This is a genomic window from Candidatus Competibacter denitrificans Run_A_D11, from assembly GCF_001051235.1.
Classification (GTDB): Bacteria; Pseudomonadota; Gammaproteobacteria; order Competibacterales; family Competibacteraceae; genus Competibacter_A; species Competibacter_A denitrificans.
The window spans coordinates 12,759-39,611 of the sequence record NZ_CBTJ020000113.1; the positions used below are offsets into that span (position 1 = coordinate 12,759).

Here is a 26,853-nt window from a genome sequence, read left to right on the forward strand (position 1 = left end):
CTCCAGCACTGGACTGGAGCGCGCGCATGAAAGACGGTAACGAAACCTCAATCCCCGACGATGATGAACCTGAACCGCTTGATCCTCTCGACGAGAGCGGATGGCTGATTTGGACGGACGAAGGGCGGCACGCCTATCGGCGGCGCTTCGCTCGCTTCGGCAATCGCATTGAGACTCTCCAGACGTTCGAGGACTACCGAACGGCCATGCGGCTCTCCGCCCGTGTCTTCATGGAGGACACGCTGGGACAATGGGCCGAACGCGCCGCCGGTAAGCCCTGGCACGAACTACGGGTGGCGGCCCTGACGGGCGACTCCGCGTCCGTCGAGCGGGCCCGACGACGTTACGAAACCCGGCAGAAACTTTTCGTTATTTCGTAAGCCGAGTCAGAATTTCCTCATCGACTTTGCGCATTAACCCGCGAACGTTTTGGCGAAATTTATGCCTCGCCACAGAATTCACATGCGGCTTGGCCGACACGGTCGCTTAGGAAAAAGCCCGCATCCCGGCGTAGCCGATCCAGCACCGGACCCACGCGCACAATCAGACCACGCGAGTGGGCTTCGAGCAGAATACCGACTACGCCCACCGTTTTCAGCCCGAATCGTTGTGCGGTGTGTCGGCCTTCCTTTTCATCCATCAGAATCAAAGGCGGTTGATGCTCCATCGCCAAGGCGATGGTTTCAGCTTCACCCCGATCCAGATGTTCCAGCAAAGCCGTCACCAAGGGTCGATTCGCTACCGTTTGCCGCGTGATCCAGTGGGCGCCGACCCCCTCATTGCGGCCCGGCCAGAATTTTCCACCGGCGTTCAGTTCTTCCCAGACCGCCTCGGCAATGAGCAATTCACCGAAAAGTGGTTGGAGTCGATCGAACTGGCCGATGGCGGCAAGATGGGTCAGTGGTGAGGTATGGCTGATCGCGACCGTCAAGAAAGGCGACCCCGTTCGCGCAAGGGGGTGAGGTCATCCCGCAATTCAGCGATGTCGTAGTGCGGTTCGATACGCCGCGTGGCGAGCCATTGCCGGAATTCCCATAGGGTCAGGCCAGCGAATGGGTGAGCCTGACCGAGCGACCGCCGATCTTGGGCATAGAGGGCGAGCGCCAACTCACGCCGCAGATCAAGAACGGTCAAGTGTGCAGCGTCCAACACGGCCTGCGGAATTTCGAGGGTCGCTATGGCTTCTCCAGTCATGGGTTTAACTCCTTTCAACTCAATGATTTTACTGATCTTCCCCCCGCTCTGGAAGATGGGGGTTCCTGGCTCAATTCAGGGCCGACGATGGACACGCCGCAGCGTCCGGGCGTTCTTGCTCGACCACGGCAGCTTGGCGGCTAAAAAGAGCGCGATAAAGAAGAGACGCGCCTCCTGCGTGCAGGGCGTGCGCGGGATGACGGGCGGCGCCTCCAAGGAGGACGCCCAGCATAACAAAGGATGTTTTGCGGCGTGGGGGTCTCCAAAATGCGGGGAACGCGCCCAGCCCTTCGCCGGGGATCAGAGATCCCCAGCGGGATAGAACGGTGATCGGCGGACGCCGAGGGTGGACCGCCTCGGCCTTCAGGCCAGGGAGACGGTTAAAAGACGCATCAAATCGGTCGATGTCGCCCCATACGACGTAATCGGCTAAAGCCGACACGAAGAATGGCTGATCCCCTCACGCTGCAAAAGAGCATCGATACTCTTTTGGCTCTCAGTGGAATCCTTCAGCCCGCACGGCGGATTTTACCGGGCTTCCCGCACGCCATCCCGGTTGCGCCCTCCTTGGTCAGTGGTTGAAATCGCAGAGCTTGGCGATGTCCTTGGGGCCTTTTTATACGCAGGGGCCTACTGCGATGTCCTGGGTTTATACAGGCAGGACACGCTGTTCCCAGTTTGCTGACGACGGTGCGGGAACACCCGGCCCAGGTTTATACAGGTAGGACACCCTGTTCCCGGTTTTTTGAAGAGGTGCGGGAGAACCTATTGAAGAAGCTAAACTATTACATCGGCGAACAGCGGGTGTCAATCCTCAGCAGCGCGGCGACGCCGGGACCGGAGAGTGGGTATGGGTTTGATGGATGGGTTATTTGGGAGGAAGAGCGATCCCCGGCCTCCTTCCCCGCCGGTCGCTTCCTTCCCCGTCGGTATTCCGGCGGCGGAGCAGCGGCGGGCGGCCTGCTGGTTTTCAGGCGAAGCGCCGGAAGAGATGGCCTTGGGCCAGGCCAGTCTGCGCGCCTTGGCTCAAGCCCGTCCGCAACCGGTCGATCCGCCACCGGGGAACGAGGATTCTCTGACGTGGCTTCAGGAGGCGTTGACTCGTCTGGAGGCGCTGTCCGAGCGGGTGGAGGCGTTGCGGCTACGGTACCCGGCAAACGCCCTCCCCTGGCGCTATCTGATTTTTATTCGCGTACTGTGCGATGCTCTGGAAACCGCCCATCAAGCCGCCTTACACCGCCACTCGCTCATGCGCTGCCCGCTGACGCGCATCGCCGATCCGCACCGTCCAGCGCGGGCGTGGCGCGCCGTATCGCCCCGGATTCAGGACGCCTATTCGGGTCTAGGCACCCTGCTGGCGGGCGTATGGCTACCCGAGGAAGGGCAAAAATGGATATTCTCCGCCGCCGCCCTGGGGATTGACTGGATGGATTCAGCCGCGTTCTGGGCGCAGGTGAACGCCACCGAGACGACGCCGGCGCAGTCCCCGTCCCTGCCGAACGCGGCTCCGGTCTCCACGACCGCGGCGCCGGCCGTGGCGGCGGCTGAACCCAGGGCGTCAGCGCCGACGACCGCCGCGCCTCGAAGAAAATGGGCCGCGTCCCCTCAGAGCGTGGCACGGGCCTCCACGACCGCTGCGCCGGCGCAGCCCCCGTCCCTGCCGGATGCTGAAGCCACGGCGGTCAAGACCCCGCCGCTTGAGGACGACGATCCGCTCGACGCTCACGAGAGGCCGTCTCACCCCACGGAATTGAGCCAAGCCGTGCGCCAGGTCTTGCAGGACCTGATTCGCCACCCGCTGTTTAACCGGCAACCGGGACCGGGCTGGCGTACTGAAGAAGCGTACTGGGTGACGGCGCGCCTGTTTGCTGAACAGCTGATGGAGCAGCCCTGGGTCCAAGCGCAACCGTTCCCGGAGCGCCGCGTGATCTACCATCGGATGGGCCGCCAGGGCTTGTTGCTGCCCCACGGTTCCAACGCCGTCTGGTCGATTTTCGTCACGGATCCGGGCGAAGCGCAGGCGCGTCTGGTCCCGGCACTGAAATTGCCGGCCTGCTTGCTTGAAAAACCGCTGGTGCTGCCGTATCAGGGGCGTTTGCAACTGGAGAATCCCTGGGTTCTGGAGTAGGAATTTCTGGCTCAAAGCGCCTTGCAACCGGGCCGAAGAGATCGTGCTCGAACCGCGATCCAAACACCGCCCCTGCTCCGGCCCCCAAGCCCCCACCGAGTCCAAAACCACATCCAGCCCGCCGCCCGCCCGATCCAACCGGCACCCCGCCGACCCCGCCGTTGCCGCAGGTCCCGTACCCGAAGCGGCGGTTCGTTCCGCCGACCGGTGGTGGAAAGAACGACTCGCGTAGCGCCGATGACGACCCTCGTGGTGCATATTGCCGAAGCCGCCGCCGAAGCCGGTGAACAAGTAGCGATTGTGGATACTGAATCACGTCATGACGCCATGACGTTGTGCATCATCGACACGGCTCCGCACGCCGCACCGGATGCGACGCGAGTCGCCCGCGCGGTAGATTGAGTCGTGATCCCCTGTCGCCCGACCGCATTGGACAGGGCTGCAGCAGGAAATGCCGTGGACATCATTAAAGCCGCCGGAACGCCCGCCGTATTCGTACGGTCCGCTGGTCCTTTCCGAGCGCCTGAAACGGCTGAATCTCGTCCGATCCTTTCCGACTATGGATTACGGGTTGCGCCGGTTACGATCACCGAGCGGCGCGCTTTCGCACGAGCGGTTGCCACCGGACGGGCGGTGACTGAGTTTGAACCGGATGGAAAAGCGGCTGAGAAAGTGAGAACCTTGTGACAGTGGCTAAAGGAGCCACTCTCTTGAGCAAGCCGACTGGAACGGGTCTCGCCGCCTTTACCCCTAGAAAGGTAATGGATCAACCGGTCGGCGAAGAATTAGAAAGGGCCATGACTCCCACGCCACGAACACGAGGCAAAGACGATACCGTAGCGCTGACGGTCCGGCTCCCGCGTGCGGAGTGGGAACGCTTGCATCAGCGGGCGGTTACCGAGGGGACCCGCATTCAACAGCGGGCGGTTCGTGGATTATCACGCCTTTTCACGGATAAAGGCTTGCCTGGATTAGAATGACGCCATAACGCCATAACGTTTTAAAAATATCAGATGATCATGCCCATCCACCCCGATCTTCGCCCCCTCTACCCCCCCGACTGGCGGGCGCTGGCCGCTCGGATCAAATTCGAGCGGGCGGGCGGGCGCTGTGAATGGTGCGGTCGCGAACACGGCGCGACGGTGCTGGTGATCGCCGGCGGCGGCGGGCTGGACCCGGAGACCGGCGAATGGTTTGATGATCGAGGGCAGTCGCTGGGCTGGTGCCGACCCTCGGACTGGCCGATGGGACGCCTGGTGAAAACGATCCTGACCTGTGCTCATCTGGATCAGAATCCCGCCCACAACGACCCGGCCCATCTGGCGGCGCTCTGCCCGCGCTGCCACTGGCGCCACGACCGGCGCCAGCACCTCCAAAGCGCCTACCGGAACCGGCGCAAACCCTGGGCGGTTAAGGATCTGTTCGACGGATTGATCTCGAAGGATTGAGATCGGCCCGGCGTGGCGGGTCAAGGGTGTTATCCACATTTTTTGTGGATAAACTGGGTTGGTCCGCTGAGGATACCTGTTGAATCGCGGGGTTGCGTGCGGTCATCGAGTTGCGCAGAAAATGAGCAAGGCACTCCCACCGCCGCGATCCACTGTCCTTTAAAACGGTACTCCCCACCCTCCACGGTTCGGCGCACGGGACGCGGCGGCTTCGAGGTCAGGGCGGCCCGATACAGCAGCGCCACCCTATCCTCTCCGCGCCCGCGCCCGATCACCGGGGGTTGCGCCCGACCGTAAGGCCACAGCGCCGAGGCGGCGCAGCGGCCCCAACGGCCCTCCACTGAGTGATCTGGAGAAAGGCCGGCGCTGGATCGACTGGGAGTTATTGGAGCAGAGCGCCGGCGCGTTGCCATGCCGGATGGCGGACCTGCCGCCACCGGAAGATCACTGACGAGAAGCCGCGTGAGCGCAGCGCGAGGGGTTTGCGTGGTCGCTGCGCAAGGCCAAGAAATCGTTGTCGTATCCCACCCTGAGAATTTCCCCATGACCTTTACTACCGAGCCGATTCACGACATCACCGCCCGCGCGCTTGAAGAGGGCCAGATCCCGTCACCGACCAGGGCCAGCCCCTCTGGACGCTCGCGGTGCGCGCCGCGATCTTCGGGTTAACCCCCGAGCCAGCCGAGGCCGAGAGGACCGCGTTCTTTCCGCCCATCGCCGAGGTCGCTGGTGGAGGGCCGATCCGACCCGCAGGGGAGGAGGGAACCGTTAACTCACGGAGGTAGCCAGCGGCGTCCGCAGCGCCGGTCCCTCGTGGCGCGGATGATTGACGTGGGAACTGACCGGCCAGAGCCGCAGCCGCTCGGGCGGGCACGGCGCCAGCAACGGGCGCAGGGCGGCGGGGTCGGTCGCGGCCGGATCGAGCCAGCGCGCCTCGTCTGCCGGGTTGAGGATCGCCGGCATCCGGTCGTGGATCGGGGCCACCAGGGCATTGGCCTGGGTCACCAGGATCGTGCAGGACTCGATGACTGGACCGTCCCGTTCCCAGCGTTCCCACAGTCCGGCGAACGCCATCGGTTGTCCGTCGGCTGGGGTGATGCAGTACGGTTGGTTACGGGCACCGAGTTTCACCCACTCGTAAAACCCGTCGGCGGGAATCAGGCAGCGCCGTCGGCGAAAGGCTTGGCGGTAGGTCGGTTTCTCGGCCACCGTCTCGGCGCGGGCGTTGATCGTGCTGTAAGCAGTCCGGGGTTCCGGTGACCAAGACGGAATCAGACCCCAGCGCAGGGGGACGAATTCCCGAACCCCACCCGCGGCGATCCGAACCGCCCCCACCGGCTGGCTGGGTGCGACGTTGTAGCGGGGCGCGAGGTCCGGCGGGGTGGCGAGTTGGAACCGCTCGGCCAGGACTTCGCCGGTGGTGGCTTGGATGAAACGGCCGCACATGGCATGGCGCTCCTCATGCTGAGCCGGTTGACGTGGGGTCGGGCAAGCGATGGACGTCCATCGGGGTCAGCACGGCGTGAGCCTCAGTTTTTCTCAAGCCGCGATGCGCCGCGCCGTCGCGCTCGGGGTGTCTCACGGCGTCCGATAGGTGATGGCGCACAGCGTCGCGCCCTGCGGGTCTTGCAGCACGCAGAACCGGCCGATGTCAGGAATATCCTCCGGCGGGCGCAGCAGTTTCCCGCCGAGGGTTTCCACCTGACGGGCAGTGGCGTCCACATCGTCCACGGTGACATAGACGCCCCAGGCCGGCGGCATCCCGGCGCATTCAGGCGGTGCGGCCATCATCCCGCCGACCGCTTCGCCGCCGACCTTGACCATCACATAGCCCTCTCCGCCCGGATCGTCTTCGGTCTGCCAGCCGAAGAGCGCGCCATAAAACTGTTGGGCGGCTTCAACGTCCGTGGTCATCAACTCGTTCCAGCTAAAAGCGCCGTGTTTCATGAAGTTTTTGTTCATCATCGTCACCTCGTCGGTTTGAAAGGAAACCCCCGGTGAAGGGTCAGGAAGACAGCCGTCCCGGCCAGAGCCGGTGAATCACCCAGCGCGCGACGCCCACCCTCGTTGCTCCATCCAGCGGCGGGCCGAAGCCCGATTCTGCCGCTGATGTCCTCAACCGGCCTTGGGCATCGCGGCTCAGGCGGGTGAGGACGGCTACCCCCTCCACGATCACCAGCGCCACACTGCCCGCCAGCGGCGGCGTCGCTCGATCCATGACCAGCAAATCCCCGTCATGAATCCCGGCCTCGGCCAACCCCTCGCCGGCGACGCGCAGCAGAAACGTCTGGGCCGGATTGCGTACCAGATGGTCATCCAGGCTGGGAAACCACTCGATGTCATCAGACAGCGGCATTGGTGCGCCAGCCGGTATCGGCATGGTCAACAACGGCCAGCCGGTCGGTTCCGGCGTCCGGTGGGTGTTGTGTTCCATCAGCCACAGGGAAAAGGCCGATGCAGTGGCGGATGAGTTCAAAGCGGTGAGCATCAAGGGAGCCTCCGATAGTGGCGAATTAAACCGACCACCACGCCGAAAATCTGCAAGCGGTCGCCGGGGCGTAACACCGGATAGGCCGGATTGGCGGGTTTCAATACCGCTTCCCCGTCGTCCACCGCCAGCGTCTTGAGGGTGAATTCGTTGTCGATAACGGCGATGACGCGATCACCGGGCCAGGCCGGCGTGTCGCGCTCCACAACGGCCACATCGCCGGAATGAATGCCATCCTCGATCATCGAATCGCCGGTGATCGGGATCAGCACCGTCCGGGACGGATGGCGCACGAGCCAAGCGTCAATCGAGCGGGCGTCACCACTGTCCGCGGTTGCCAGAGGCAGACCGGCCGGGACGGGAACCTCGGCGTGAGGACGCTCAAAGAACCGCCCGGTCGGTGTCCAGCGCCCGTCCGGCGTGCGCTCCAGAAAGCCCGCTGCTTGCAAACGATGCAGTACTTTGGCGACCGCCGAACGCGACGCCATCCCCAACACCGCTTGTAACGGTCCATAGGCCGGTAAGCTGCGCCAGCGGGCGTAATAGTCTTGGAGACGGGCCAAGTAAGCCCGGTCATCCGGTATCTTCGGCATGGCCTTACCCTGAAAGAGTACAAATATACTCTAATCATAGGCAACCGTTGCTCGTTCGTCAAGCGAGGATCAAGGGGTGGATAGCGAGAAACAGCTACAGTTCGTCGGGAGGATCAGAATGCAGGGAGAGACAAACAGCAATAGAACCTACCGGAGAGGCGTACTCACCGGGGCCGCGATCAGCAGCGTGTTGAATCAGCACGCATCCGCCCGACCGGGCGTTAATCTGCCGTAATCCCAGTCTCCCGCACGGTGAAAGAGGGCGCGGCCTGCAACAGTGCAGCAAGACCCGTTTCATCCAAGTCGGTAAAATGCCGTCCGCCGTGTTCACATGCGCCCTGGGCCGCCTTCAACCAGGGCACCTTGCCTTTGTTCAATCCGCTCTCAGCCCGGCGACTGAGGCGCGGGGCGACGCCGCCCCTGTAACAGCCCTGCCAGAACTCCGATCAGGCCGGTTACACCACAGAAAAGATGCAACGTCTCGGTCGAAACGATCCCTCGCCATGCCGGGGCCGCTGACCACGGCCAAAAGGGGGCCATATCAGAGTGCATGAAACTGTCCAGCGCCACATGGCTATAAGTGCCGATGAACGCGCCGGTCACGATGGCTCCCCATGATAAAGCGTCCGGCGAACGGAACCGTTCCAGACGATGGAATGGGAGTTCGTGATTCCACCATCGGCGTAGCGCCCGGCGGATCGGTGGCGATAACAAGCAGACCAGCAACGCGATCCCCGTTGCACCGGCGACGCTGTGACTCCGACCGTGCAAAACGGTCGCGCCCTGAAACAAGCCGATCAACGGTTCAATATCCATGGCGACCTGGGCAATGCCATAGGTCAATAAGCTAAAATGGCGACCGGCGATGGCTTTGATTGCCAGTCCCGGTCCCATGTGGAAGGGAGTGAAGGGCATCAGGGACACGCTCTGAACCGGGACCGCATTGCACGATACGGCATGAGCGGTACTCCCAGAATCCATAAAATTACCCGCACGAGGACCCGCAGAATGAGCAGGGTCATTCCGCCGCCCAGCGCCCGGTACGCCTCGTTTACGAGGCTCGCGTGGGTGGTCATCCCCTCCCCGCTACGGTAATCACGGTGAGGGCGATCCTGCGTGAATAGAGGTGCATGACGGGAAACTCAGGGCCGTCCTCACGCGATTTCTCGAAGACGGAGTTCGTTTTCTTCATTCATCGATCATCGATCATGGCGGTGCTTGAGCTTCCCGTTCCAGAATGAACGCCCATTGTTCCGCGGTCACCGGCAGCACGGACAGCCGACTCCCTGGGCGCAACAGGGCGAAATCACCCAAGAGGTCTCGATACCGTTTCAGTTCGGCCAGAGTCACCGCCCGCCGCAAGCGCCGGACGAACCGCACGTCCACCCGATGCCAGCGCGGGTGATCGGGTGTACTACCTGGATCGTGATAGGGACTGGCGGGATCCCATGCGGTCGTGTCTGGATAGCCTGCCCTCACCACTTGAACGATTCCAACGACCGCGGGACGAGCCGTTCCTGAGTGATAGAAAAAGGCTTCATCGCCTACCTGCAACCCGTCCCGCAGGAAGTTGCGTGCTTGATAATTACGCACACCTTCCCAAGGCGTCGTTCGATCTGGAGCCATTTCCAAGTCAGCGAGGCTGAAGGTTTGCGGTTCGGATTTTAGTAGCCAGTAGCCCATCATTCTCCTTTCATCGATGATTCTTGACGGGGTTGATTGCCCGGAAAACTGAGAATTTCAGAAGTCTAGCAGCCTGTCGGACTATGGTCCTGTAAAATAGCGGAACCCGTCCAGAGGATGCTGATCGATGAGTCGCTTTCGCCCGATTGACCGTGCCACGGACTTTTTGCTCCCCCCTTCTCTCCCAGAGTGGTTACCCGAGGCCCATTTGGCCCGTTACGTCGTGGAGGTCGTCGAGCAACTCAATTTATCGGCCATGGAGCGGGCCTACGCGGGCCGGGGCTACGATGCCTACCCCCCGGCGATGTTGCTGTCGCTGCTGATCTATGGCTACGCCACCGGGACCTTTTCCAGCCGCCCGATCGAACTGGCCACCTACGATTCCCTGGCGTTTCGTTATATCGCCTGCAACCTGCACCCGGATCACGACACGCTGGCCCACTTCCGGCGCCGGTTTGGCGCTGAGTTCGAGTCGGCGTTTGTCCAGGTTCTGCAAGTGGCCCGAGAGAACCCACTCTCGCGGTTTGGCACGGTAAGTTTGGACGGGACCAAGATCCACGCCAATGCCAGCAAGCACAGTGCCTTATCGTATGGTCACGCCGAGAAGATTGAAGCCCAACTCAAAGCCGAAGTGGCGGAACTCCTGCAGCAGGCGGACGCGGCGGACCGGTCGGGCCTGCCCGAGGGGATGAACCTGCCGGACGAACTGGCGCGGCGCGAGACCCGGCTGGCGGCGATTGCCGCAGCCAAAGGCAAGATCGAGGCACGGGCTCAGGAGCGGTTGGCGCGCGAGCAGGCGGCGTATGAGGCCACGCTGGCCACGCGCCAGGCCACGCAGGCCGCCACGGGTAAGAAGCCGCGCGGGAAGGAACCCCAGCTCCCCCAGCCGGGTCCCCGCCCGGAGGACCAGATCAACCTGACGGACGAAGAATCGCGCATCATGCCCGTATCCGGTGGCGGCTTCGAGCCGTGTTACAACGCCCAGGCCCTGGTTGACACCGACTCCTTGCTGGTGCTGGCCGCCCGGATCACCCAGGCCCCCAACGATAAGGAACAGCTCCAGCCGATGCTCGCCGCCGTTCAGGCGTCGCCGGACGGCCTCAACACCCCCGACCACCTGCTCGCCGATAACGGCTTTTGCAGCGAGGCGAATGTCATCGCCTGCCACGAGGCCGGGATTGAACCGCTGATCGCGCTGGCGCGGGACAGCCATCATCCGCCCTAGCGGGAACGGTTCAGCGAACCGGCGCCGCTGGCCGGCGAGGCCACCCCGCTCGAGACCATGGCCCATGCCCTGCAAACGCGGGTGGGGAAGGCCCGCTACGCCTTGCGCAAGCAGACGGTCGAGCCGGTGTTCGGCATCATCAAGTCGGCCATGGGCTTTCGCCAGTTCCTGCTGCGGGGCTTGGAGCATGTGACCCATGAATGGACGCTGGTCTGCCTGGCCTGGAATCTGAAGCGCATGGCCGTATTGCGCCCATAACGAGGACAACGGCCCGGAAAGGGGGAATTTTTACCCCACATGGCCTCCAAAAGGGCGGAAATCGCTTTTTAACCCGCATTTGGCTTCGCCAACACCCCCAAATCCGACAGGCTGCTAGCGGAACTACCAGCAACGATTAAGAAAATGGGGGTTTTCTTGCCTGTTCAGTGGCAGGGAATGTGAGCAGGAGTACGATGAATATACGCACAGAGCGATGATTACGAGCAGACGGCTGGATGATTGCAAGCGGCTATATCTAGGAAGGCGAAGGGAACCCGATCGTTCCTTCAGCCTCCCGATAGAACCACCGGCACTCTTCCCGGATGAACCGGCTGACTTCACGCAACCGCTGCGCCCGACCGTTCACCTTGTAGCGGGCCACAAATTCCACAAGGCCCTCTACATCTTCGGCACCACCCGCTTCCACCCGGAGTACCTTCAAGCCGAGCCAAGAGCCAGTTTCCGCGCTGAGATCGAGCGAGGCGGGCCGCGTGGACGGATGCCAAGTTTGCAATAGATAGTCGGCCCGGCCCCGAACATAGGCCACATAGCGTGAGCGCATCAAGGCTTCGGCGGTGTTCGGATATAAGCTGCTGTCCAGATACCGCCCACAACAGGCCGTGTAGGCGACTTTCGCCCCGCAGGGGCAAGGATCAAAAGATTTCAATCGAGTTTGAGTGGGCATGATTGCATCTCAACGCTTGAGTGAGAGCGTTTCACCGCTTCAAGAACATCGTTTTCGTTGGCCCCATCCCGGCCTCTTGGTAGAGGACTTCCTCTTTAGCCATGAGGAAGTGCGGAACCTGAGCGGGCGCGACATAGACCGCGCCGGTCGGAATCGCCACCAAGGTTGATTCATCGAACGACGCGCCGAATCCAACGTACAGCGTACCGGACAGCACGGTGCTATTTCGTGCATCCGGATGAGTATGCGGTGGAATGTGGCCCCCGGCCTTCAGTTGGACCCGGATCAGGTAGGGTTCCGGCTTCGATTCAGCGCCAAGAATCCATACGGCCTGTAGCGGAAGACCCCCGGGCGCATCGATCCAGTGCAGCGCATCCGGCAAGATCGGCGTCAGAAGGCCATCATCGGCCACCGCACGGGTGAAGAGGCTACTGGTGATCGCTAAGATCAAGGCCATCAGGACGAGTTTGGTTCTCAACAGACGCATGTGAGTACTTATCAGATTCTAGGGGTCATGCCGCTGACCGCGGGCGGTTTGACCGCTTGCCAGCGCCGGTTCTTTCTGTCAGCCGGGTCCATGCGCCAGTTTCAGACCGATGATCCCGGCCACAATCAATCCGACCGAGACCAGCCGCATCGCGCCGGCAGAATCGCCGTAGAACGCAATACCGACGGCGAAGGTACCGACCGCGCCAATGCCGGTCCAGACCGCGTAGGCAGTGCCGATGGGGATGCTCCGCTGGGCCAGCCACAGGAAGGCCCCGCTGGCGGCCATGCACACCACGGCGATGATCACGCCCAACACGAACCGGCCCGGCGTCTGCGACAGCTTCAGGCCGACCGGCCAGCCGATTTCAAACAGGCCGGCCACGATCAGATAAACCCAGGCCATGGCGTTTTCCCCCCATGTCAGCGGCGACAGAGCGAGGCGCAGGGTATCCCATCGCCGTCCCGATCCAGGCTCTTCACCCCGCATTGTATGAGATGGAATTTGGCCTCGTCGCAACTGCTCATCTGCCCGCAAGTGGACTTGGCGCCGCAAGCCCAGCCCGCCGGGTGGGCAGCGACGAGCGCGGGGGCGGGCAATGTTGCCGGTGTCGATGGCGCGGGAGCGGCCTTGCCGAACAACGCCGCGTAGTTCTCGACAAAACGGTTGCCCTGGCCCTGAATGGCGGCGATACGCCGGGTGCGCTCGATCTCCCAGGCGTCGGGCGGGTCCTGTCGGCTCCAGGCGGTGAACAACTGCTCATCCTGGCGGGACAGGTTAAAACCGTAAGTATCGGCCATGTAGAACATGGTGCGGGCGATGTCGCCCTGAATGTTCTCCGGTGGTTCCACGCGGCGGATGCCGCTGTCTACCTCAAAGTTGCAAGCTCCGAACACGCGAGGCTCACCCGGAATCATCCCCCAGTTGAAATCACTCCGTTTGCCGTTGACCTCGCCCACGGCGGGAACCAAGTTCATCAAATCATTGTGAGCGGCCTCGAAGACCGGGTCTACCCGCTGGCAGCAGGCCCGGCCAGAGAGGGTTCGCCCGTCGCTCTTGGCGCACGCGGGGAAGTCGCCGGGACTGCGCCAGCACGGGCGAAAATTCCCGAATTGCGCGGCAGGGAAAAGGTGCTCGGCTTCGATCTGTTGCGCCCTGGGCTTGTCGGCCAGGGATTCCAGGCCGCAGCTTCCCAGGTCGATCCGGCGGTCGGCATCGTACCGGCAACCGCAATAGAACGTGATGCGGTGATCGGCGTAGACCTGCTCGTAAAGTGCTTTCTTGGCCGCCGTAAACGTGCCAGGCGTGTTCGGCAGGTTGCCGGGCGGGGGGGTGGTTCGCGCGACGGGCGGGCGTTCCGTCGGCGGGGCGGCGGGTTTCCCGTGAAACCAGTCCGTCTGGATGCCCAGGGCGGCGAGCACAGCCAGGGCAATGGCGGTGATGATGCCGGTCAGGGTTTTGGGAATGGGGGTGGCGGTGCGGGAGCGGGTGGAGCGTTTGGCCATGGAGGCGGTCCGGTCGGGGTGAAAGGACTAAACTGTAGCAAACAACCGCCCTGCGTTTTGACCCCGGAGACACCCGCCCATGCCCGATTTGGCCCTGCTGTACGACGATTTGGCGGAAACCTACGCCGCCGGCCGGCATCTCTTCGACACCACGCCGGTTCTGGAGGAGTTCGCGCGCTTTCTCCCGCCGGGCGTGCGCGTCCTGGATGCCGGTTGCGGGGCCGGGGAACCGGTCGCCCGCTACTTCGTCGAGCGGGGGGATACCGTGACCGGCATCGACCTCTCGGAACGGATGCTGGCGCTGGCCCGGCGGCAAGTGCCGGAAGCGACCTTCCAGCGGATGGACGTGCGCGCGCTGGAGTTCCCGCCGGCCTCCTTTGACGGCATCGCCGCTGTTTACGTGGTCTTCCATCTGCCCCGCGCTGAACATGCAGCCCTGTTTTCGGGGTTCGCGCGGGTGCTGACGCCAGGCGGGGCGCTGCTGCTGACGCTGGCGACGCGGGAGTACACCGGCCAGGACGAGTTCGACGGCGAGAGGGAGTTCCTGGGGCGGCGGCGGCCCTACAGCCACGACCGGCCCGAGGTCGGGCTGGGCAAGCTGCAAGCGGCGGGGCTGGCGGTGGTCAGCGCCCGGCTGATCGACACCGGCGGAGAGACCTTCTACTGGGTGATTGCCCGCAAGCCGGTGGAGCAGAAGGGTATCCCACCGGATCATGATACGCTTTAATCCCTGTTGACCTTTGACGATGATCAGGAGCTTCACCCTCATGAAACCCTCCGTTCAGCGTCCCACCGGCGCCTTTGTCGGCGCCTCTTGGGCGGCGCTGTTGATCGGCGCGAGCCGTTATGCGGATATCGGTCATGATCAGTGCTGACCTTGCCGTACATCTTCGCCAAGATGCCTATGCGCATTGGCTTGGCGCAACGATAGAAGCCATAGAGAGTGGCTACAGTCGTGTGTCCTTGGTGGTCACCGAGGATATGCTGAATTTTCATGGAACCACCCACGGTGGAATCATTTTTGGTTTAGGCGATATTGCCTTTGCGGCAGCGAGCCATTCACACGGTACAACAGCGGTGGCGCTCAATGTGAGGATTAACTTTCTTCGGGCGACTCAAGTTGGCGATCATTGGGTGGCTGAAGCCAGGGAAGTCCATTTGGGCGGCGCTACCGCGCTCTACGAGATCACCGTGACGGAAAAGAATCGCGACCCACTGATTGCCAAGAGTCAGGCGATGGTTTACCGCAAGCGGGAGAGTATTCTTGCCTCTGAATCAACAGTTCCCTGAGAGCAAATGATGATGCTTCAACCACAATGCCGGGTTCTCAGTGTACAAATCGGTAGGGCATTGCCACTTCAAATGGGCGACCGAACCGTATTGAGCGGTATGGGCAAACAAGCGGTTGAGGGACCCGTTGCCGTGAATAAACTGGGCCTCGATGGCGATGAACAAGCCGATTTGACGGTACACGGCGGCCTCTCGAAAGCGGTTTATGCTTATCCCGCAGAACATTACCCGTTTTGGCGGGCGCAAAGATCAGCAAGGGGACTATCTACCGAGTTGCCGTATGGAACTCTTGGCGAGAATTTAACGCTAACCGGTTTGCTGGAATCCATGCTGTATGTGGGAGATAGGCTGTGTTTTCCCGACTGTACCTTGCGAGTCACGCAACCCCGCGAACCCTGCGATAAATTCAATGCGGTGATGGGGGACTCCAAAGCCGCCAAAAAAATGGTTCAAAGTGGTTTTTGTGGTTTTTATTTAGCCGTAGAATTGCCCGGTCGCATCATGGCTGGACAATCCTTTGTAGTAGAGCCGGGTCAGCGTCAATTGCCAATCATGGCGTTATTTAAAAAAGCTAAGGCTAAATTGATCGACTAACGCCTTAGATACAGTAACGGACCGTTATGTCATTAATCGGATGCCTAAAGAAACCTGTGATTGAAGGAGTAACATGAGTTCTACTCTTTGGATCAATCTCCGGGACGGCGATCAATACGAAAGCAATGAATCCGATCACTCGGCTCTGTTGGATCTTGCCGAGCCACTGGAGCAGTTGGCCGTCAAACTTTCGGTCCAACCGTTGTCGGATTTCTACGATGATACCGACCTCCGCTACAATCTGGACGAAACCGGAGAGTTTGCAGAAGCGGAAGATGGCTGGCCGGCCGCCGCCGCCCAATGGTTTGACGCTGCTGAGGCGCTGCGTTCGGTTGAGACCCTCCTCACCTATCTACAAGCCCATGCCGGGGCCATGGCGGCGACTGAGGTCTGGACACAAGCGGATGTCGAAGCCGACTTGCTCGATTGCAAAGCGGAGCTTGAGCGGGCGGTAGCGGCAGGAAAGGCGATTCATTTTTGCATCGTGATGTAAGTCACTCAAGGATTTAAACCGTGACGGGTACCGCAGCTCATGAAGAATAATGGCAACGGCCTATTCCCCTCAGCCGTGAAACGCCCCGGGCGAGGCCAGGTAGGCGAGTTCCTCGGCGGTGCTGATCCGGCCCAAAATGGCGTTACGGTGCGGGAAGCGGCCAAACCGCTGGATCAGCGCGTGGTGATGACGGGCGAAGGGCAAGCTCTCCTCCAGGCCCGGTTGCTGGTATAGCCGCACCGAGCGCTCCTGATCGGCCAACGTCTCGCTGTGCATGAACGGTAAATACAGAAACTGGCGCTGCTCGGGCGGCAACGCTTGATCGAAGCCGTGGGCCATGGCGCGGTCGGCCACGACCCGGGCGGCCGCTTCGGTGGCGAAGCTGTCGGGCTGGCCCCGGAACAGGTTCAGTGGAAATTGATCGAGAACGATGACCAGCGCCAGCGCTCCCTCGGCGGTGGTGTCCCAGTCGGTCAACTGACCGGCCGCCGCCGCCCGATAGGTGGTCAGGAAGCGCGCCCGCAACCGCTCATCAAAGTCGGGCGTGGCGGCGAACCACAACGGCTGAACGTCCGGCGCAAACCAGAACGCCACCACGTCAGTGGGATAGGCCATGTTTTCCATGAGGGTCATCGGGGTTCCTCCTCAAGCATTCCGGTAACGGTTACAGTGGTCCCTGGCGGTATTGTTGCGCCCGTTGCCATGCCTGCTGCAACTCCGCGTCGCTCAATTCCGCCTGGAGGCTGGGTTGCAAATCCAGCGCCTCCCGTTCGCCCTGTTCGGCGGCCAGGCCCAGCCAGGCGTAGGCTTCGATCCGGTCTTGCGGTACGCCCTTCCCGGCCCAGTACAAGATCGCCAGGCTGCTTTGCGCCGGGGCGAAGCCTTGCAGGGCGGATTGTTGGAGCAGGCCAGCGGCCCGCCCGTAATCCTGGTGCGGTTCCAGGGTGTAATAGCTGCCCAACTCACACAAGGCAGCGGCGCTCCCCTGAGCGGCGGCGTTCCCGATCCAGCGCAACGCGGCCTGCTCATCAGGCGGAATCCCTGTGCCGGTGACGTAATGCAGTCCGAGTTCCAGTTGGGCGGCGGCATCGCCTCCAGCGGCCCGCTGGTGGAGTGCGGCCAGGGCCGGGGGGATGTCATCGCCGGGATTGGAGCAACCGGCGAGGGTCAGGCCGAGCAGCAGGACGGCGAGACGGCGGGTATTCAATGGACCTTCCGGGCATCGGCCGGCGCGTGCTCGATGCTGTCGATCAGTGCCGCTAGGGCGTAGGCCATTTCCCCAGCGTTCATCTTGCCGCCCAGGATCAGGTCGGCCAGGTCGCGCAACCGCTCCGGCAACCGGGCGAGCCACTGTTCGCCGGTCTCGTAGGGGATGCCCTGGCGCTGAGCATGGGCCAGCGCGATCAAGTCCTCGGTGGTGAGGGGCGGTTCAGCGCTGTCGGTGGGGCCGGTGCAGTAGGGAGGGGGGTCTTCCATCGTATCGGATTTCCAGCTTGGGTTATTCTGTCTTGCGCAACAGGTCGGCGTCAGCGCGTAGCCGTTCAATTCGGGTTTGTTGGTTGCGGATCAGTGTGTCGTATTTTTGGGTAACGGCGCTCATTTCAGCCGAAATGCTTTGTTCCCAGGTAGCGCCCGCCAGGTTGTTGTTAGCAAGCTGCTTTTTCTGTTGCAGGGCGCTCAATTCGTTGTTCATTGCTTGGCGGTAATTGGTGATCAATCCTTCCACACTGCCTATCTCGCGGTCGATGTCCTTCAGTCTGCGCTCGCGCTCCAGGGTGCTGGCGGTTTGCTGGATGCGTTTCAGTTCCTCTGCATCAGTCGGTGAGGTTACTGGGGCCGGAGGCGCTTTCTGGAGGGTGATCTCGCTACCTTTGGCTGTCGTCGGACAGGGCGCGCTTTGATAGACCACTTGACCGTGTTCGTTGACGCACTTGTTCACGGCCATCGCCGGCCCAGTTGTCAGAGAGAGCATGACCACGGATAACAGGCAGGCTGATTTCATGGGGGTTCCAATGGGGAGTCTGGTAACATATAACCATAATCACTATAGGGTAGCCCATGGCCTATAGCAACGCCGACAAGCAGCAGCGCTACCGCCAGCGCCTGAGCGCACGGGGCTTGGTGCATGTGCAGGGTTGGGTCACACCCGAGCAGGCCGAGGTCATCCGCCGGATCATGGCGGAGCGGGGCTGGGAAGCGGCGGGCAGGTGCGGCGTCGCGCCCCGTGCGGAGCAGCGAGCGGAGCAGAATGATCCCTAATCGCAATGAGGAACCGTTTTATGGGTAAAGTCACTGCGGGTGCCAAAATTCCCGGTCGGGTTTGCCGGACGCTGGATGTCGGGGACTTCTCCCTCCTGCATCAACTGACCTGGTTCAATATGGCCGTGCATAGCAATGCCGAGTATGCCAAGGGCACTTGGTTTAAGGAACGCTCCTTGGCCGGACCGGTCATCTTTGCCGTCGCCGACGGTCTGGTCCACCATGCGGATACCATCACCGAGTTTCTGGCCCAGGACGGCTATGAAATTTATGCCTACATCGGCGTGGACCGGATGAAGATCACGTCTCCGGTGTTGTTTGGAGATACCCTCCGTGCGGAGGCCGAAGTGGTCGAACTGCGCCCCACCAAACACCCGGAGCGATTCCTGTTCATCTACCAAAACAAAGCCTATAACCAGCGTGATCAGCCGGTGATTGAATACCAGACAACGATGCTGGTCGTTAAGAAAGACTGAGAAGGTTGTTGATTCGGTTCTTCGGGGCAATCGTTTCCGCAACCCCCCTGCGAGACACCTGGAGCGGCGCGAATCCACCCGCAACCGGCTACGGTTCTACACGATCACCGTGAGCCGGACCCTGTTCGACGGTTGGGCAGTGATTTGGGAGTAGCATCGAATCGGTGACTTGGCAGACACGACGGTGATGGAAGGATCGGTATGAGCATGAATGAATTTCGCCGATTGGCGGCAAAGATGGATGAGCACATGCACCAGCTTGCGGCCCAAGGGGTCAATGACGCTCCGGCCATCATCCATCGCATGATGGGCTACGTGCCCGAGTTGCACCGGATTTGGGTCGGGACCACCGACGATCAACTCCTGGCGCTGTCCCACGAATTCCCCGGTTTCTACCGCTATGCCCGCATCATGGAAGAGGCGTTTGAAGCCGAACGCCAGAAGGCATCGCGGCCCTATGACGGCCTGGCTCCGCTTTCTGAAGCGCACCAGCAACGTGCGGCTCAGTTACTGGCAACAGCGGCAACCCTGGAGCGCGGCTATCAGGCGTTTCTTGGGAGCGGCCACCGGCAAGTCGCTCAGCCTCAAGTTCGTGAGATGGATCAGCTCCATCAGCAATGGCTTTCCGATCTGGAAAGCTTCAAAAGCGCTTTACGTGCGCAGGGCGCAGAACCCAGGGCATTGGAGTACGTGAATGAAGCATTTGGACACCTTGCCGAGCGCATCAAGCAGCTTGCAGGCTAAAGGGGGTGTGACGGAATTTTCGGCGGTTCCGGCTGACAACCCTGGTTTGTCGCAGGCATCGGCGCTTGGCGTGGGTCAATCGTCTCCTTATATTGGCGAAAGTATCGCTAAAGCAGCAAATTAAGGGGGTCTGGGCGCTGCACAAAAACCCAGTAATGCACCATCTATATTCCAGTCTTTCTTTGTAGTAGGGTGTTCATACGTTCGCCATAAAAAATAACAACCGCAGTCCATAACACACCATGCCCACTGCCAAAACGGACACCCTCACCGCCCGTATTGACCCGGCCCTTAAGCAGGCCGTGCGTATCGCCGCCGCGCTGGAGCGCCGCAGTCTCTCCAACATGCTCGAAGTGATGATCTGCGCATATTGCCAGCAGCGCGGCCTGGCGATCCCGGATGCGACGCCTGACGCCAAGCTCTACCCTCACGATGCTCTGACCGCCTGATCGCGCCGGTCATGGCTGATCTCATCGAAAACCCAGTCATTAACTCCCCATTCGTGGGGCCGCAACGCCATTTCCGGTTTGACGAGAATGGCATCACCCATGAGATTCTGACCGGACGGCGCCACCGCCGGGTTGCGTCAACAGACCCTCATGCAAGCGCATGAAAACCGACTGAGGCCGTTACTGGACAGTACCAGCAAAACCTGCGGCGTGAATTGGATTGTGCAGCGGCAGCGGTATTTCGCTCATGGGGGATCACTGGGTAACCATTATGGCTAAACTGGAAGAGATCAAGGCTGGAGCCTATATCACGGGATTGACGCCCAGCGGAACCGCCAAAGTGGTTAATTTGGAGTGGTTTGGCGATCAGGCGATCAAAGTTACCTTTGAAGATACCGCAGGAAAAGTTGGGCAGCGTCTCGTTTATCGCAATGAGGAACCGACTCTGGAAGTCGTCCGGGAGGGTCGTCCCTGGTCATTCGATGGCGATGGCCACCTGTTGCGACTGGCTTCGGAAGCCTACCGCATTCGTCTCGCCTATCTGTTCGACCCCTATCTGGCCATTCACACCTCTCAAGTGGAGCCATTGCCGCACCAGATCACGGCGGTCTATGGCGAAATGCTGTCCCGGCAACCCCTGCGCTTCCTGCTGGCCGACGACCCCGGCGCCGGCAAGACCATCATGGCCGGGTTGTTGATCAAAGAGCTACGGATTCGCGGCGATTTGGAGCGGTGCCTGATCGTCACGCCCGGCAATCTGGTCGAGCAGTGGCAGGATGAACTGAAGCAAAAGTTTGGGTTGTCTTTCGACATTCTCACCCGCGACCGGATTGAAGCGTCCCGGACCGGCAATCCGTTCGCCGACCAGGCGCTGCTCATCGCCCGGCTGGACATGCTCAGTCGCAACCCAGATCTCCAGGAGAAATTCCGCACTGGACCGGAGTGGGATCTGGTGATTTGCGATGAAGCGCATCGGCTATCGGCTTCGTTCTTCGGCGGGGAGGTGAAATTCACCCAGCGGTATCGCCTGGGCCAAACGGTCGGTAGCCACTGCCGGCATTTCCTGTTGTTGACGGCCACACCCCATAACGGCAAGGAAGCGGATTTCCAACTGTTTATGGCCCTGCTGGATGGGGACCGATTTGAAGGGCGGTTTCGGGATGGGGTGCATCAAGCGGATACCCGCGATCTGATGCGGCGCTTGACCAAGGAGGAGTTGCTCAAGTTCGATGGCCGGCCGCTGTTTCCCGAGCGCCGGGCCTACACCGTGACCTATCACCTGGCGGACCCGGAAGCCGCGCTGTACGCGGCGGTGACCACTTACGTGCGCGAGGAAATGAATCGCGTCGAGCGCTTTGCCGGTGCCGACGATCAGCGCAAGCAAAACATCGGGTTCGCGCTGCAATCCCTGCAACGGCGGTTGGCCTCCTCGCCCGCAGCCATTCACGAATCCCTGCGCCGGCGCCGCGAACGGCTGGAACAGCGCCTCGCGGAAGAACGCCTGTTGGCGCGGGGAGGGTCGGCTCCGATCCGTCCGGAAGACCGTGGCAGCACGCTGAGCGCGGAGGAGCTGGAGGATTTGGCAGACGCCCCGGAGTCCGAAGTCGAAGCGGCGGAAGCGCGCATTCTGGATCGGGCGACGGCAGCCCGAACTCTGGCCGAACTGCAAACCGAGATCGAAACGCTCAAGCAATTGGAAGCCCAAGCTAAAGCCTTGCGACAATCGGGCGTGGATGCCAAGTGGGTCCAGCTCAACAGCATCCTGGATCACCCCTTGATGACGGACGAGCAGGGCAACCGTCGCAAGCTGATCGTCTTTACCGAACCCCGTGACAGCTTGAACTATCTGGCGGACAAAATCCGCACCCGGCTGGGCCGTCCCGAAGCCGTGGTGGTCATTCACGGCGGGGTGGGCCGCGAAGAGCGGCGCAAGGCGGTGGAAGCGTTCACCCAGGATAAGGCGGTGCTGGTGCTGGTGGCCAACGACGCGGCCGGGGAAGGGATCAACCTGCAACGCGCACACCTGATGGTCAACTACGACCTGCCCTGGAATCCCAATCGCTTGGAGCAACGGTTCGGGCGGATTCACCGGATCGGCCAGCAGGAAGTCTGTCACCTGTGGAACCTGGTGGCCGCCGACACCCGCGAGGGCGAGGTGTATGCGCGCCTCTTGGAGAAGCTTGAAACCGCTCGGGAAGCGCTGGGGGGCCGGGTTTACGATGTGTTGGGACGGCTCTTTGAGGGCAACGCCCTGCGCGATTTGCTGGTGGAAGCGATCCGCTACGGCGACCGGCCGGACGTGAAGGAGCGCCTGTTCCAGGCGGTGGACAACGCCGCCGACCGCCAGCATGTGCTGGATCTCCTGGCGGAACGCGCCCTGGTCCACGACACCTTGTCAGCGGGCCAGATCACGGACATTCGGGAGCAAATGGAACGCGCTCAGGCCCGGCGTCTGCAACCCCATTTCATTCAGTCGTTCTTCCTGGAAGCGTTCGGGCATCTTGGCGGGCGGATTTACCTGCGGGAACCCGGTCGCTGGGAAATTACCCAGGTTCCCGGTCCGATCCGCGAGCGGGATCGCCTCATCGGGATCGGCGAACCGGTGTTGTCGCGCTACGAGCGGGTGTGTTTCGAGAAGGAAAAAATCAACCAGACCCCAGTGGCTGCGTTCCTGTGTCCGGGCCATCCCTTGCTGGACGCGACCCTCGATCTCATCCTGGAGCGGCATCGGGAACTGCTGAAGCGGGGGGCGGTGTTGGTCGATGAGTTGGATGACGGGGAACAGGTGCGCGTGCTTTTTTACCTGGAGCACGCGGTCCAGGACGGACGCCAGGGGCGCAATAAGGAACAACAAATTATCTCCCAGCGGCTGCAATTCGTGGAGTATCGGGAAGACGGGATGCTCGCCGATGCGGGGCCAGCGCCTTACCTGGATTACCGCCCGATCAGCGTCGAAGAACGGGCAGCGGTGGAACCTTGGCTGGAAGCCGACTGGCTGTCCGCCGACATTGAGAACCTGGTCATTGGCCACGCGATTCAAACCGTGGTGTCCGGTCACGTTGCGGAGCTGCGGAAGCGTAAACTGCCCTACGTTGACAAGGTAGAACAGGAAGTCACGGCGCGGCTGAAGAAGGAAATCAATTTCTGGGATCGCCGGGCGGAAGACCTCAAGGCCCAGGAGCGGGCGGGCCAGCAAACTCGCCTGAGTTCGGCGAACGCGGCGGCCCGCGCCGACGAGTTGGCGGATCGTCTGCAACGCCGGTTGAATGAATTGGACCAGGAACGGCAGATCAGCGCCTTGCCCCCGGTGGTGCAAGGGGGCGCGATCGTCGTGCCGGGGGGGTTGATCCGGCAACTGCTCGTCTCCGCCGAACCGGTGGAAACCCCAGCGGACACGCTGGCGCGGGAGGAAGTTGAACGCCTGGCCATGCAGGCGGTATTGGCGGTGGAACGGGCCTTGGGGCGGATGCCCCGCGATGTCTCCGCGCAGAAGGGCCTGGGATATGACATCGAGTCCAAAGACCCCACGACGGGGACGCTGGTTTTCATCGAGGTGAAAGGTCGGTGGATCGGCAAGAACGACATCACGCTGACCAAAAATGAGATTCTCTGTTCGCGCAACGCGCCCGAGCAGTTCCGCCTGGCTCTGGTGATCGTGGCCGAGGAGGGCGCGCGGGCACCCCGGTACTTGCGGGGGTTTGGGTTTGGCGAACCGGATTTTGCCGAAACGACCCGCACCTTCAGTTTACAAAAATTACTGGAATACGCTGGGGAACCGAGGTGATTGCGCTGGACAAAGGTTTATATAAATATAAACTATGACTCTTGAATATCGAGGAACACGCCTCACTATTCGTTACTGTGAGCAGCCACCCGAGGGGGTTGAACCGGATGACTGGATCCCTCCGAGCTGGCAGAAAGCTTTGCAGCACATCCCTGCACCCAAGAAGCAAGCGAGTTGCTGGGCCAAGATGCTGGTTCGGCGCGAGCATCTTGCCAACCAGGGGCGGTTGCGATCCCCCGATCACTGGAATACGGAGGGAATGCTGCCCGATGATAAGCATTTCTATGCCATTAAGGTTGACAGGCTGCGGGCTTATGGCTGGTTTTCCAGCCGTCACAAAAAGGTATTTTATATCAGCCACTTTACTTACAAAAAAGGGCGGAAACTTGCCCAAGAAGATACGAACCAAGTGATCAAGAATTGGCGATTGATCGAGGAGGGGTAGACCATGACAGATTTCCTGGAGCATTGGGCGAATCAAAGTGACGCAAACGCCAAACTCGTTGCGCAAGAGCGGTTCATTACCGAAGTGACCGAAACCATTTGGCGGGCAATGGAGGAAGTCGGCGTCAATAAAACCGAGTTGGCTAACCGGATCGGCGCCACCAAGGGCCATGTCTCGCAGGTGCTGAGCGGCTCGCGCAATATGACCCTACGCACCCTTGCGGATATTTGCTTTGCATTAGACTTGAATTCGAAATTTCAGGTGGAAATGCAAGGGTGTGATCAGCCATGGGAGTCCCTGGGTCACAATGTTGTTCCTTTTAAACCGTCGCCGCTCCGGTATGCCCAGCCCGGCAATATCATTATGCCCGAGCAGGATTGGCCAGCGGCGGCCTGACTTATGAATAGATCATTGATTGATCAAGCTATTCAGGCATTGGACATTCAAACGGTTTCGCTGAATACGGCGACTATCAAGTGCAGGAAGGGATTCTTGCCACACCTAATCGAAAGCGATTTGTTACTGACTCCCCAACACCGTGCGGGTCCAACAGGTGAATTTAACATTGTCGAGGTAGCCCATAAGGAAGGTAAAGAAAATTTCAAAGTAGTCATTTTCTTTTTCTCAGCAGGTGTCCGCCTCGTCAATAACACATCATTGGATACGCTACGAAATCAGGCAGCGTCTGAGGATGAGGCCGTTTATGTTGAGATTACAGCCGAATTCAGTGTGCGGTACGTCCTGAAAAAAGATGTGACAGAAGAAAAGCTTCAGGATGCCTTGAAGGAATTTGCCCGCTATAACGTCGGCTATCACGTTTGGCCCTACTGGCGAGAGTATGTGCAAAGCACTTGCGGGCGCATCGGTATCCCGCCGATTCCTCTCCCGATGTATCAACTGCCTCAGTTAAATGTCAATCATGAGCCTGCCCCAGCATGACTCCTAGAAAGAAGCTTATTGAAATCGCTCTGCCGCTGGTGGCTATCAATGTGGCGTCGGCGCGGGAGAAGTCGATCCGCCACGGGCATCCTTCGACTTTGCATCTCTGGTGGGCGCGGCGGCCGTTGGCAGCGGCGCGGGCGGTGATCTTCGCCCAGATGGTGGATGACCCCTCGGGTCACCCGGAGCAGTTTCCGACCGATGAGGCCCAGGAGCAGGAGCGCCAGCGCCTGTTCCGGCTGATCGAGGAGTTGGTCAAGTGGGAAAATACCACCAATGAAACGGTGCTCCAGCAGGCGCGGGACGAGATCTGGCAAAGCTGGCGGGTAACCTGTGCGGAGAACCGGGATCATCCCCGTGCGGCGGAACTGTTCGATCCGGAGAAGTTGCCGGCCTTCCACGATCCGTTCGCCGGCGGCGGGTCGTTGCCGCTGGAAGCGCAGCGGCTGGGGTTGGAAAGCTACGCCAGCGACCTGAATCCGGTGGCGGTGCTGATCAACAAGGCAATGATTGAGATTCCGCCCAAGTTTGCCGGGCGGGCACCGGTGAACCCGGAATCGCGGCGCAAATTGGGGGCATCCGGTTCATGGAAAGGGGCGCAAGGGCTGGCTGAGGATGTGCGCTATTACGGCAAGTGGATGCGCGATGAAGCTGAGAAGCGCATCGGGCACTTGTATCCGAAGATCGAGATCACGGCGGACATGGCGAAGGAGCGGCCGGACTTGAAGCCGCTGGTGGGCCGCAAGCTGACGGTGATCGCCTGGCTGTGGGCGCGGACGGTGAAGAGTCCGAACCCGGCGTTTGCGCATGTGGACGTGCCTCTGGCTTCGACCTTCATGCTCTCGACAAAGGCGGGCAAGGAAGCGTATGTAGAGCCGGTGATCGAGGGTGATAGCTATCGATTCACGGTGAAGATAGGCAAGCCAAAGGATGCTGAGTCGGCCAAGAATGGAACCAAGCTAGCGGGTGCTAATTTTGTTTGCTTGATTTCCGGTGCACCGATTTCAGGTGATTACATTAGGGCAGAGGGCAAAGCCGGGCGCATGGGTGCGCGGATGATGGCCATTGTCGCTGAGGGTGAGCGCGGACGGTTTTATCTTGCGCCGACGCCGGAACACGAGGCTGTGGCGTGCCAGGCGAAGCCGGAGTGGAAGCCGGACGTCGAGTTTTTCCAGCAGGCGCTGGGATTCCGCGTCGGCAATTATGGGATGACGAAATGGAGTGATCTCTTCACGCCTCGTCAACTCGTAGTGTTGACCGCTTTCTCCGATCTAGTGCAGGAAACGTGTGAGCGGGTTATGCGTGATGGCTTCGTTGCTGGCTTGCCCGACGACGGCAAGCCCCTTGCCTCTATGGGTACCGGCGCAATGGCCTATGCCAATGCGGTTGGGGTTTATCTAGCATTTGCGATATCCAAGGTAGCCAATATCGGCTCATCGATCGCGTCGTGGATGAATGACCGTGGGGCTTTTCGAGAGACCTTTGCCATGCAAGCATTACGAATGACTTGGGAGTTCGCAGAGGCAAATGCGTTTGCTGAGGCTGGCGGAAGTTTTGGGACTGCAATTGAGAAAGGCGCAATGGTAATTAATTTTTTTCCAAGTGCTCCCCAGGGTATTGCGTCCCAAGCTGATGCAGCAGCGAATGTGATTACTGCTGGAAAAGTTGTCTCTATAGATCCACCCT

Annotated in this window: 37 protein-coding genes and 1 pseudogene; 20 read left to right on the forward strand and 18 right to left on the reverse strand. The window is 61.0% G+C overall.

The features are described 5' to 3' along the window. Positions 1–26: 26 nt before the first annotated feature. Positions 27–380 (forward strand): hypothetical protein, encoded by a 354-nt coding sequence (locus tag BN873_RS17795; protein WP_048676885.1) that lies wholly within the window; start codon positions 27–29, stop codon positions 378–380. 59 nt (positions 381–439) lie between these two features. On the opposite strand, the gene BN873_RS17800 is transcribed toward BN873_RS17795, so the two are convergent. The 3 genes from BN873_RS17800 to BN873_RS20215 all read right to left on the reverse strand — a co-directional run bounded on the left by BN873_RS17800 (position 440) and on the right by BN873_RS20215 (position 1,636). After that, positions 440–931, reverse strand: coding sequence for a PIN domain-containing protein (locus BN873_RS17800; RefSeq protein WP_048676886.1), 492 nt, complete (start codon positions 929–931; stop codon positions 440–442). Continuing rightward, a complete protein-coding gene (locus tag BN873_RS17805) occupies positions 928–1,194 on the reverse strand; it encodes a UPF0175 family protein (protein ID WP_048676888.1) in 267 nt (88 codons plus the stop codon). Before BN873_RS17805 ends, BN873_RS17800 begins: the two co-directional genes overlap by 4 nt. A 70-nt stretch (positions 1,195–1,264) precedes the next feature. Beyond that, positions 1,265–1,636: a hypothetical protein gene (locus BN873_RS20215; protein WP_139031774.1), complete on the reverse strand. Its 372-nt coding sequence runs from the start codon at positions 1,634–1,636 to the stop codon at positions 1,265–1,267. Positions 1,637–2,044: 408 nt separating this feature from the next. On the opposite strand from BN873_RS20215, the gene BN873_RS17815 reads away from it, so the two are divergent. From BN873_RS17815 to BN873_RS17830, 5 genes are all read left to right on the forward strand, one after another. Then, the gene (locus tag BN873_RS17815) at positions 2,045–3,322 is read left to right on the forward strand and encodes a hypothetical protein (protein ID WP_048676892.1); all 1,278 of its coding nucleotides are present in this window, start codon (positions 2,045–2,047) and stop codon (positions 3,320–3,322) included. Positions 3,323–3,559: 237 nt separating this feature from the next. Then, positions 3,560–3,724 carry a P-loop NTPase family protein gene (locus tag BN873_RS21275; protein ID WP_320411714.1) on the forward strand — a complete coding sequence of 55 codons (165 nt, stop codon included), beginning with the start codon at positions 3,560–3,562 and terminating at the stop codon, positions 3,722–3,724. Positions 3,725–3,778: 54 nt separating this feature from the next. After that, positions 3,779–4,009 (forward strand): hypothetical protein, encoded by a 231-nt coding sequence (locus BN873_RS21280; protein WP_320411715.1) that lies wholly within the window; start codon positions 3,779–3,781, stop codon positions 4,007–4,009. 23 nt (positions 4,010–4,032) lie between these two features. After that, positions 4,033–4,302, forward strand: a complete 270-nt coding sequence (locus BN873_RS17825; protein WP_048676942.1) for a hypothetical protein — start codon at positions 4,033–4,035, stop codon at positions 4,300–4,302. Positions 4,303–4,341: 39 nt separating this feature from the next. Further along, the gene (locus BN873_RS17830) at positions 4,342–4,770 is read left to right on the forward strand and encodes a hypothetical protein (RefSeq protein WP_071244463.1); all 429 of its coding nucleotides are present in this window, start codon (positions 4,342–4,344) and stop codon (positions 4,768–4,770) included. A gap of 768 nt (positions 4,771–5,538) precedes the next feature. Here BN873_RS17830 and BN873_RS17835 read toward each other — a convergent pair. The 7 genes from BN873_RS17835 to BN873_RS17860 form a co-directional block, all read right to left on the reverse strand. After that, positions 5,539–6,216: an SOS response-associated peptidase gene (locus BN873_RS17835; protein ID WP_048676897.1), complete on the reverse strand. Its 678-nt coding sequence runs from the start codon at positions 6,214–6,216 to the stop codon at positions 5,539–5,541. 132 nt (positions 6,217–6,348) lie between these two features. Further along, positions 6,349–6,732 carry a VOC family protein gene (locus BN873_RS17840; RefSeq protein WP_048676899.1) on the reverse strand — a complete coding sequence of 128 codons (384 nt, stop codon included), beginning with the start codon at positions 6,730–6,732 and terminating at the stop codon, positions 6,349–6,351. A 43-nt stretch (positions 6,733–6,775) separates the two neighbouring features. Continuing rightward, entirely contained in the window at positions 6,776–7,258 is a 483-nt protein-coding gene (locus tag BN873_RS17845; RefSeq protein ID WP_048676901.1) for a LexA family protein, read from the reverse strand. Then, positions 7,258–7,851, reverse strand: a complete 594-nt coding sequence (locus tag BN873_RS17850) for a LexA family protein (protein ID WP_048676903.1) — start codon at positions 7,849–7,851, stop codon at positions 7,258–7,260. The genes BN873_RS17845 and BN873_RS17850 overlap by 1 nt, the downstream gene beginning before the upstream one ends. Positions 7,852–8,072: 221 nt before the next feature. Then, entirely contained in the window at positions 8,073–8,228 is a 156-nt protein-coding gene (locus tag BN873_RS20595; protein ID WP_171820520.1) for a hypothetical protein, read from the reverse strand. A gap of 7 nt (positions 8,229–8,235) precedes the next feature. Next, complete coding sequence (locus BN873_RS17855; RefSeq protein WP_048676905.1) at positions 8,236–8,766, reverse strand: DUF4184 family protein; 531 nt, start codon at positions 8,764–8,766, stop codon at positions 8,236–8,238. A gap of 291 nt (positions 8,767–9,057) precedes the next feature. Further along, the gene (locus BN873_RS17860) at positions 9,058–9,537 is read right to left on the reverse strand and encodes an EVE domain-containing protein (RefSeq protein WP_320411717.1); all 480 of its coding nucleotides are present in this window, start codon (positions 9,535–9,537) and stop codon (positions 9,058–9,060) included. 124 nt (positions 9,538–9,661) lie between these two features. Between BN873_RS17860 and BN873_RS17865 the strand changes: the two are divergent. Next, positions 9,662–11,017, forward strand: a pseudogene (locus tag BN873_RS17865) (IS1182 family transposase). A gap of 256 nt (positions 11,018–11,273) precedes the next feature. On the opposite strand, the gene BN873_RS17870 reads toward BN873_RS17865, so the two are convergent. The 4 genes from BN873_RS17870 to BN873_RS18960 form a co-directional block, all read right to left on the reverse strand. Next, positions 11,274–11,702 carry a YchJ family protein gene (locus BN873_RS17870; RefSeq protein ID WP_048676909.1) on the reverse strand — a complete coding sequence of 143 codons (429 nt, stop codon included), beginning with the start codon at positions 11,700–11,702 and terminating at the stop codon, positions 11,274–11,276. 31 nt (positions 11,703–11,733) lie between these two features. Continuing rightward, a complete protein-coding gene (locus tag BN873_RS17875; RefSeq protein ID WP_053085450.1) occupies positions 11,734–12,189 on the reverse strand; it encodes a cupin domain-containing protein in 456 nt (151 codons plus the stop codon). Between the two features lie 78 nt (positions 12,190–12,267). After that, complete coding sequence (locus BN873_RS17880) at positions 12,268–12,594, reverse strand: DMT family transporter (RefSeq protein WP_048676911.1); 327 nt, start codon at positions 12,592–12,594, stop codon at positions 12,268–12,270. 17 nt (positions 12,595–12,611) lie between these two features. Continuing rightward, positions 12,612–13,694: an endonuclease gene (locus BN873_RS18960; RefSeq protein ID WP_053085451.1), complete on the reverse strand. Its 1,083-nt coding sequence runs from the start codon at positions 13,692–13,694 to the stop codon at positions 12,612–12,614. Between the two features lie 79 nt (positions 13,695–13,773). Between BN873_RS18960 and BN873_RS17890 the strand changes: the two genes are divergently transcribed. The 4 genes from BN873_RS17890 (at position 13,774) to BN873_RS17905 (ending at position 16,071) form a co-directional block, all read left to right on the forward strand. Continuing rightward, entirely contained in the window at positions 13,774–14,421 is a 648-nt protein-coding gene (locus BN873_RS17890; RefSeq protein ID WP_048676913.1) for a class I SAM-dependent methyltransferase, read from the forward strand. A gap of 134 nt (positions 14,422–14,555) precedes the next feature. Beyond that, positions 14,556–14,984, forward strand: a complete 429-nt coding sequence (locus BN873_RS17895; protein WP_048676916.1) for a hotdog fold thioesterase — start codon at positions 14,556–14,558, stop codon at positions 14,982–14,984. 99 nt (positions 14,985–15,083) lie between these two features. After that, the gene (locus BN873_RS17900; protein WP_374727176.1) at positions 15,084–15,578 is read left to right on the forward strand and encodes an MOSC domain-containing protein; all 495 of its coding nucleotides are present in this window, start codon (positions 15,084–15,086) and stop codon (positions 15,576–15,578) included. Between the two features lie 73 nt (positions 15,579–15,651). Then, positions 15,652–16,071, forward strand: coding sequence for a hypothetical protein (locus tag BN873_RS17905; RefSeq protein ID WP_048676918.1), 420 nt, complete (start codon positions 15,652–15,654; stop codon positions 16,069–16,071). 69 nt (positions 16,072–16,140) lie between these two features. On the opposite strand, the gene BN873_RS17910 is transcribed toward BN873_RS17905, so the two are convergent. From BN873_RS17910 to BN873_RS18965, 4 genes are read right to left on the reverse strand one after another with little or no spacing between them, the layout of a single operon-like run. Then, positions 16,141–16,704, reverse strand: coding sequence for a DUF924 family protein (locus tag BN873_RS17910; RefSeq protein WP_082161402.1), 564 nt, complete (start codon positions 16,702–16,704; stop codon positions 16,141–16,143). Between the two features lie 31 nt (positions 16,705–16,735). Further along, positions 16,736–17,278: a tetratricopeptide repeat protein gene (locus tag BN873_RS17915; protein ID WP_048676920.1), complete on the reverse strand. Its 543-nt coding sequence runs from the start codon at positions 17,276–17,278 to the stop codon at positions 16,736–16,738. Continuing rightward, a complete protein-coding gene (locus tag BN873_RS20605; RefSeq protein ID WP_048676922.1) occupies positions 17,275–17,547 on the reverse strand; it encodes a hypothetical protein in 273 nt (90 codons plus the stop codon). Before BN873_RS20605 ends, BN873_RS17915 begins: the two co-directional genes overlap by 4 nt. 22 nt (positions 17,548–17,569) lie before the next feature. Further along, positions 17,570–18,073 (reverse strand): DUF4124 domain-containing protein, encoded by a 504-nt coding sequence (locus tag BN873_RS18965; protein WP_053085452.1) that lies wholly within the window; start codon positions 18,071–18,073, stop codon positions 17,570–17,572. A gap of 56 nt (positions 18,074–18,129) precedes the next feature. Here BN873_RS18965 and BN873_RS17930 point away from each other — a divergent pair, with 56 nt between their 5' ends. The 9 genes from BN873_RS17930 to BN873_RS17970 form a co-directional block, all read left to right on the forward strand. Further along, positions 18,130–18,330: a hypothetical protein gene (locus BN873_RS17930; RefSeq protein ID WP_048676924.1), complete on the forward strand. Its 201-nt coding sequence runs from the start codon at positions 18,130–18,132 to the stop codon at positions 18,328–18,330. Positions 18,331–18,350: 20 nt separating this feature from the next. After that, positions 18,351–18,806: a hotdog family protein gene (locus BN873_RS17935; RefSeq protein WP_048676926.1), complete on the forward strand. Its 456-nt coding sequence runs from the start codon at positions 18,351–18,353 to the stop codon at positions 18,804–18,806. 207 nt (positions 18,807–19,013) lie between these two features. Beyond that, on the forward strand, positions 19,014–19,550 hold the full coding sequence (locus BN873_RS17940) for a hypothetical protein (protein WP_048676954.1): 537 nt from the start codon (positions 19,014–19,016) through the stop codon (positions 19,548–19,550). 242 nt (positions 19,551–19,792) lie between these two features. Continuing rightward, the gene (locus BN873_RS17945; protein ID WP_048676927.1) at positions 19,793–19,999 is read left to right on the forward strand and encodes a type II toxin-antitoxin system antitoxin; all 207 of its coding nucleotides are present in this window, start codon (positions 19,793–19,795) and stop codon (positions 19,997–19,999) included. A 271-nt stretch (positions 20,000–20,270) separates the two neighbouring features. Further along, complete coding sequence (locus tag BN873_RS17950) at positions 20,271–23,783, forward strand: helicase-related protein (protein ID WP_048676955.1); 3,513 nt, start codon at positions 20,271–20,273, stop codon at positions 23,781–23,783. Between the two features lie 34 nt (positions 23,784–23,817). After that, positions 23,818–24,228 (forward strand): hypothetical protein, encoded by a 411-nt coding sequence (locus BN873_RS20220; protein WP_139031775.1) that lies wholly within the window; start codon positions 23,818–23,820, stop codon positions 24,226–24,228. Positions 24,229–24,231: 3 nt separating this feature from the next. Further along, on the forward strand, positions 24,232–24,624 hold the full coding sequence (locus BN873_RS18970; RefSeq protein WP_053085453.1) for a helix-turn-helix domain-containing protein: 393 nt from the start codon (positions 24,232–24,234) through the stop codon (positions 24,622–24,624). Between the two features lie 3 nt (positions 24,625–24,627). Further along, positions 24,628–25,167 (forward strand): hypothetical protein, encoded by a 540-nt coding sequence (locus tag BN873_RS17965; protein ID WP_048676934.1) that lies wholly within the window; start codon positions 24,628–24,630, stop codon positions 25,165–25,167. Continuing rightward, positions 25,164–26,853: DUF1156 domain-containing protein (locus BN873_RS17970; RefSeq protein ID WP_048676936.1), on the forward strand; the 1,690-nt coding region annotated here is incomplete at its 3' end. The genes BN873_RS17965 and BN873_RS17970, both read left to right, overlap by 4 nt.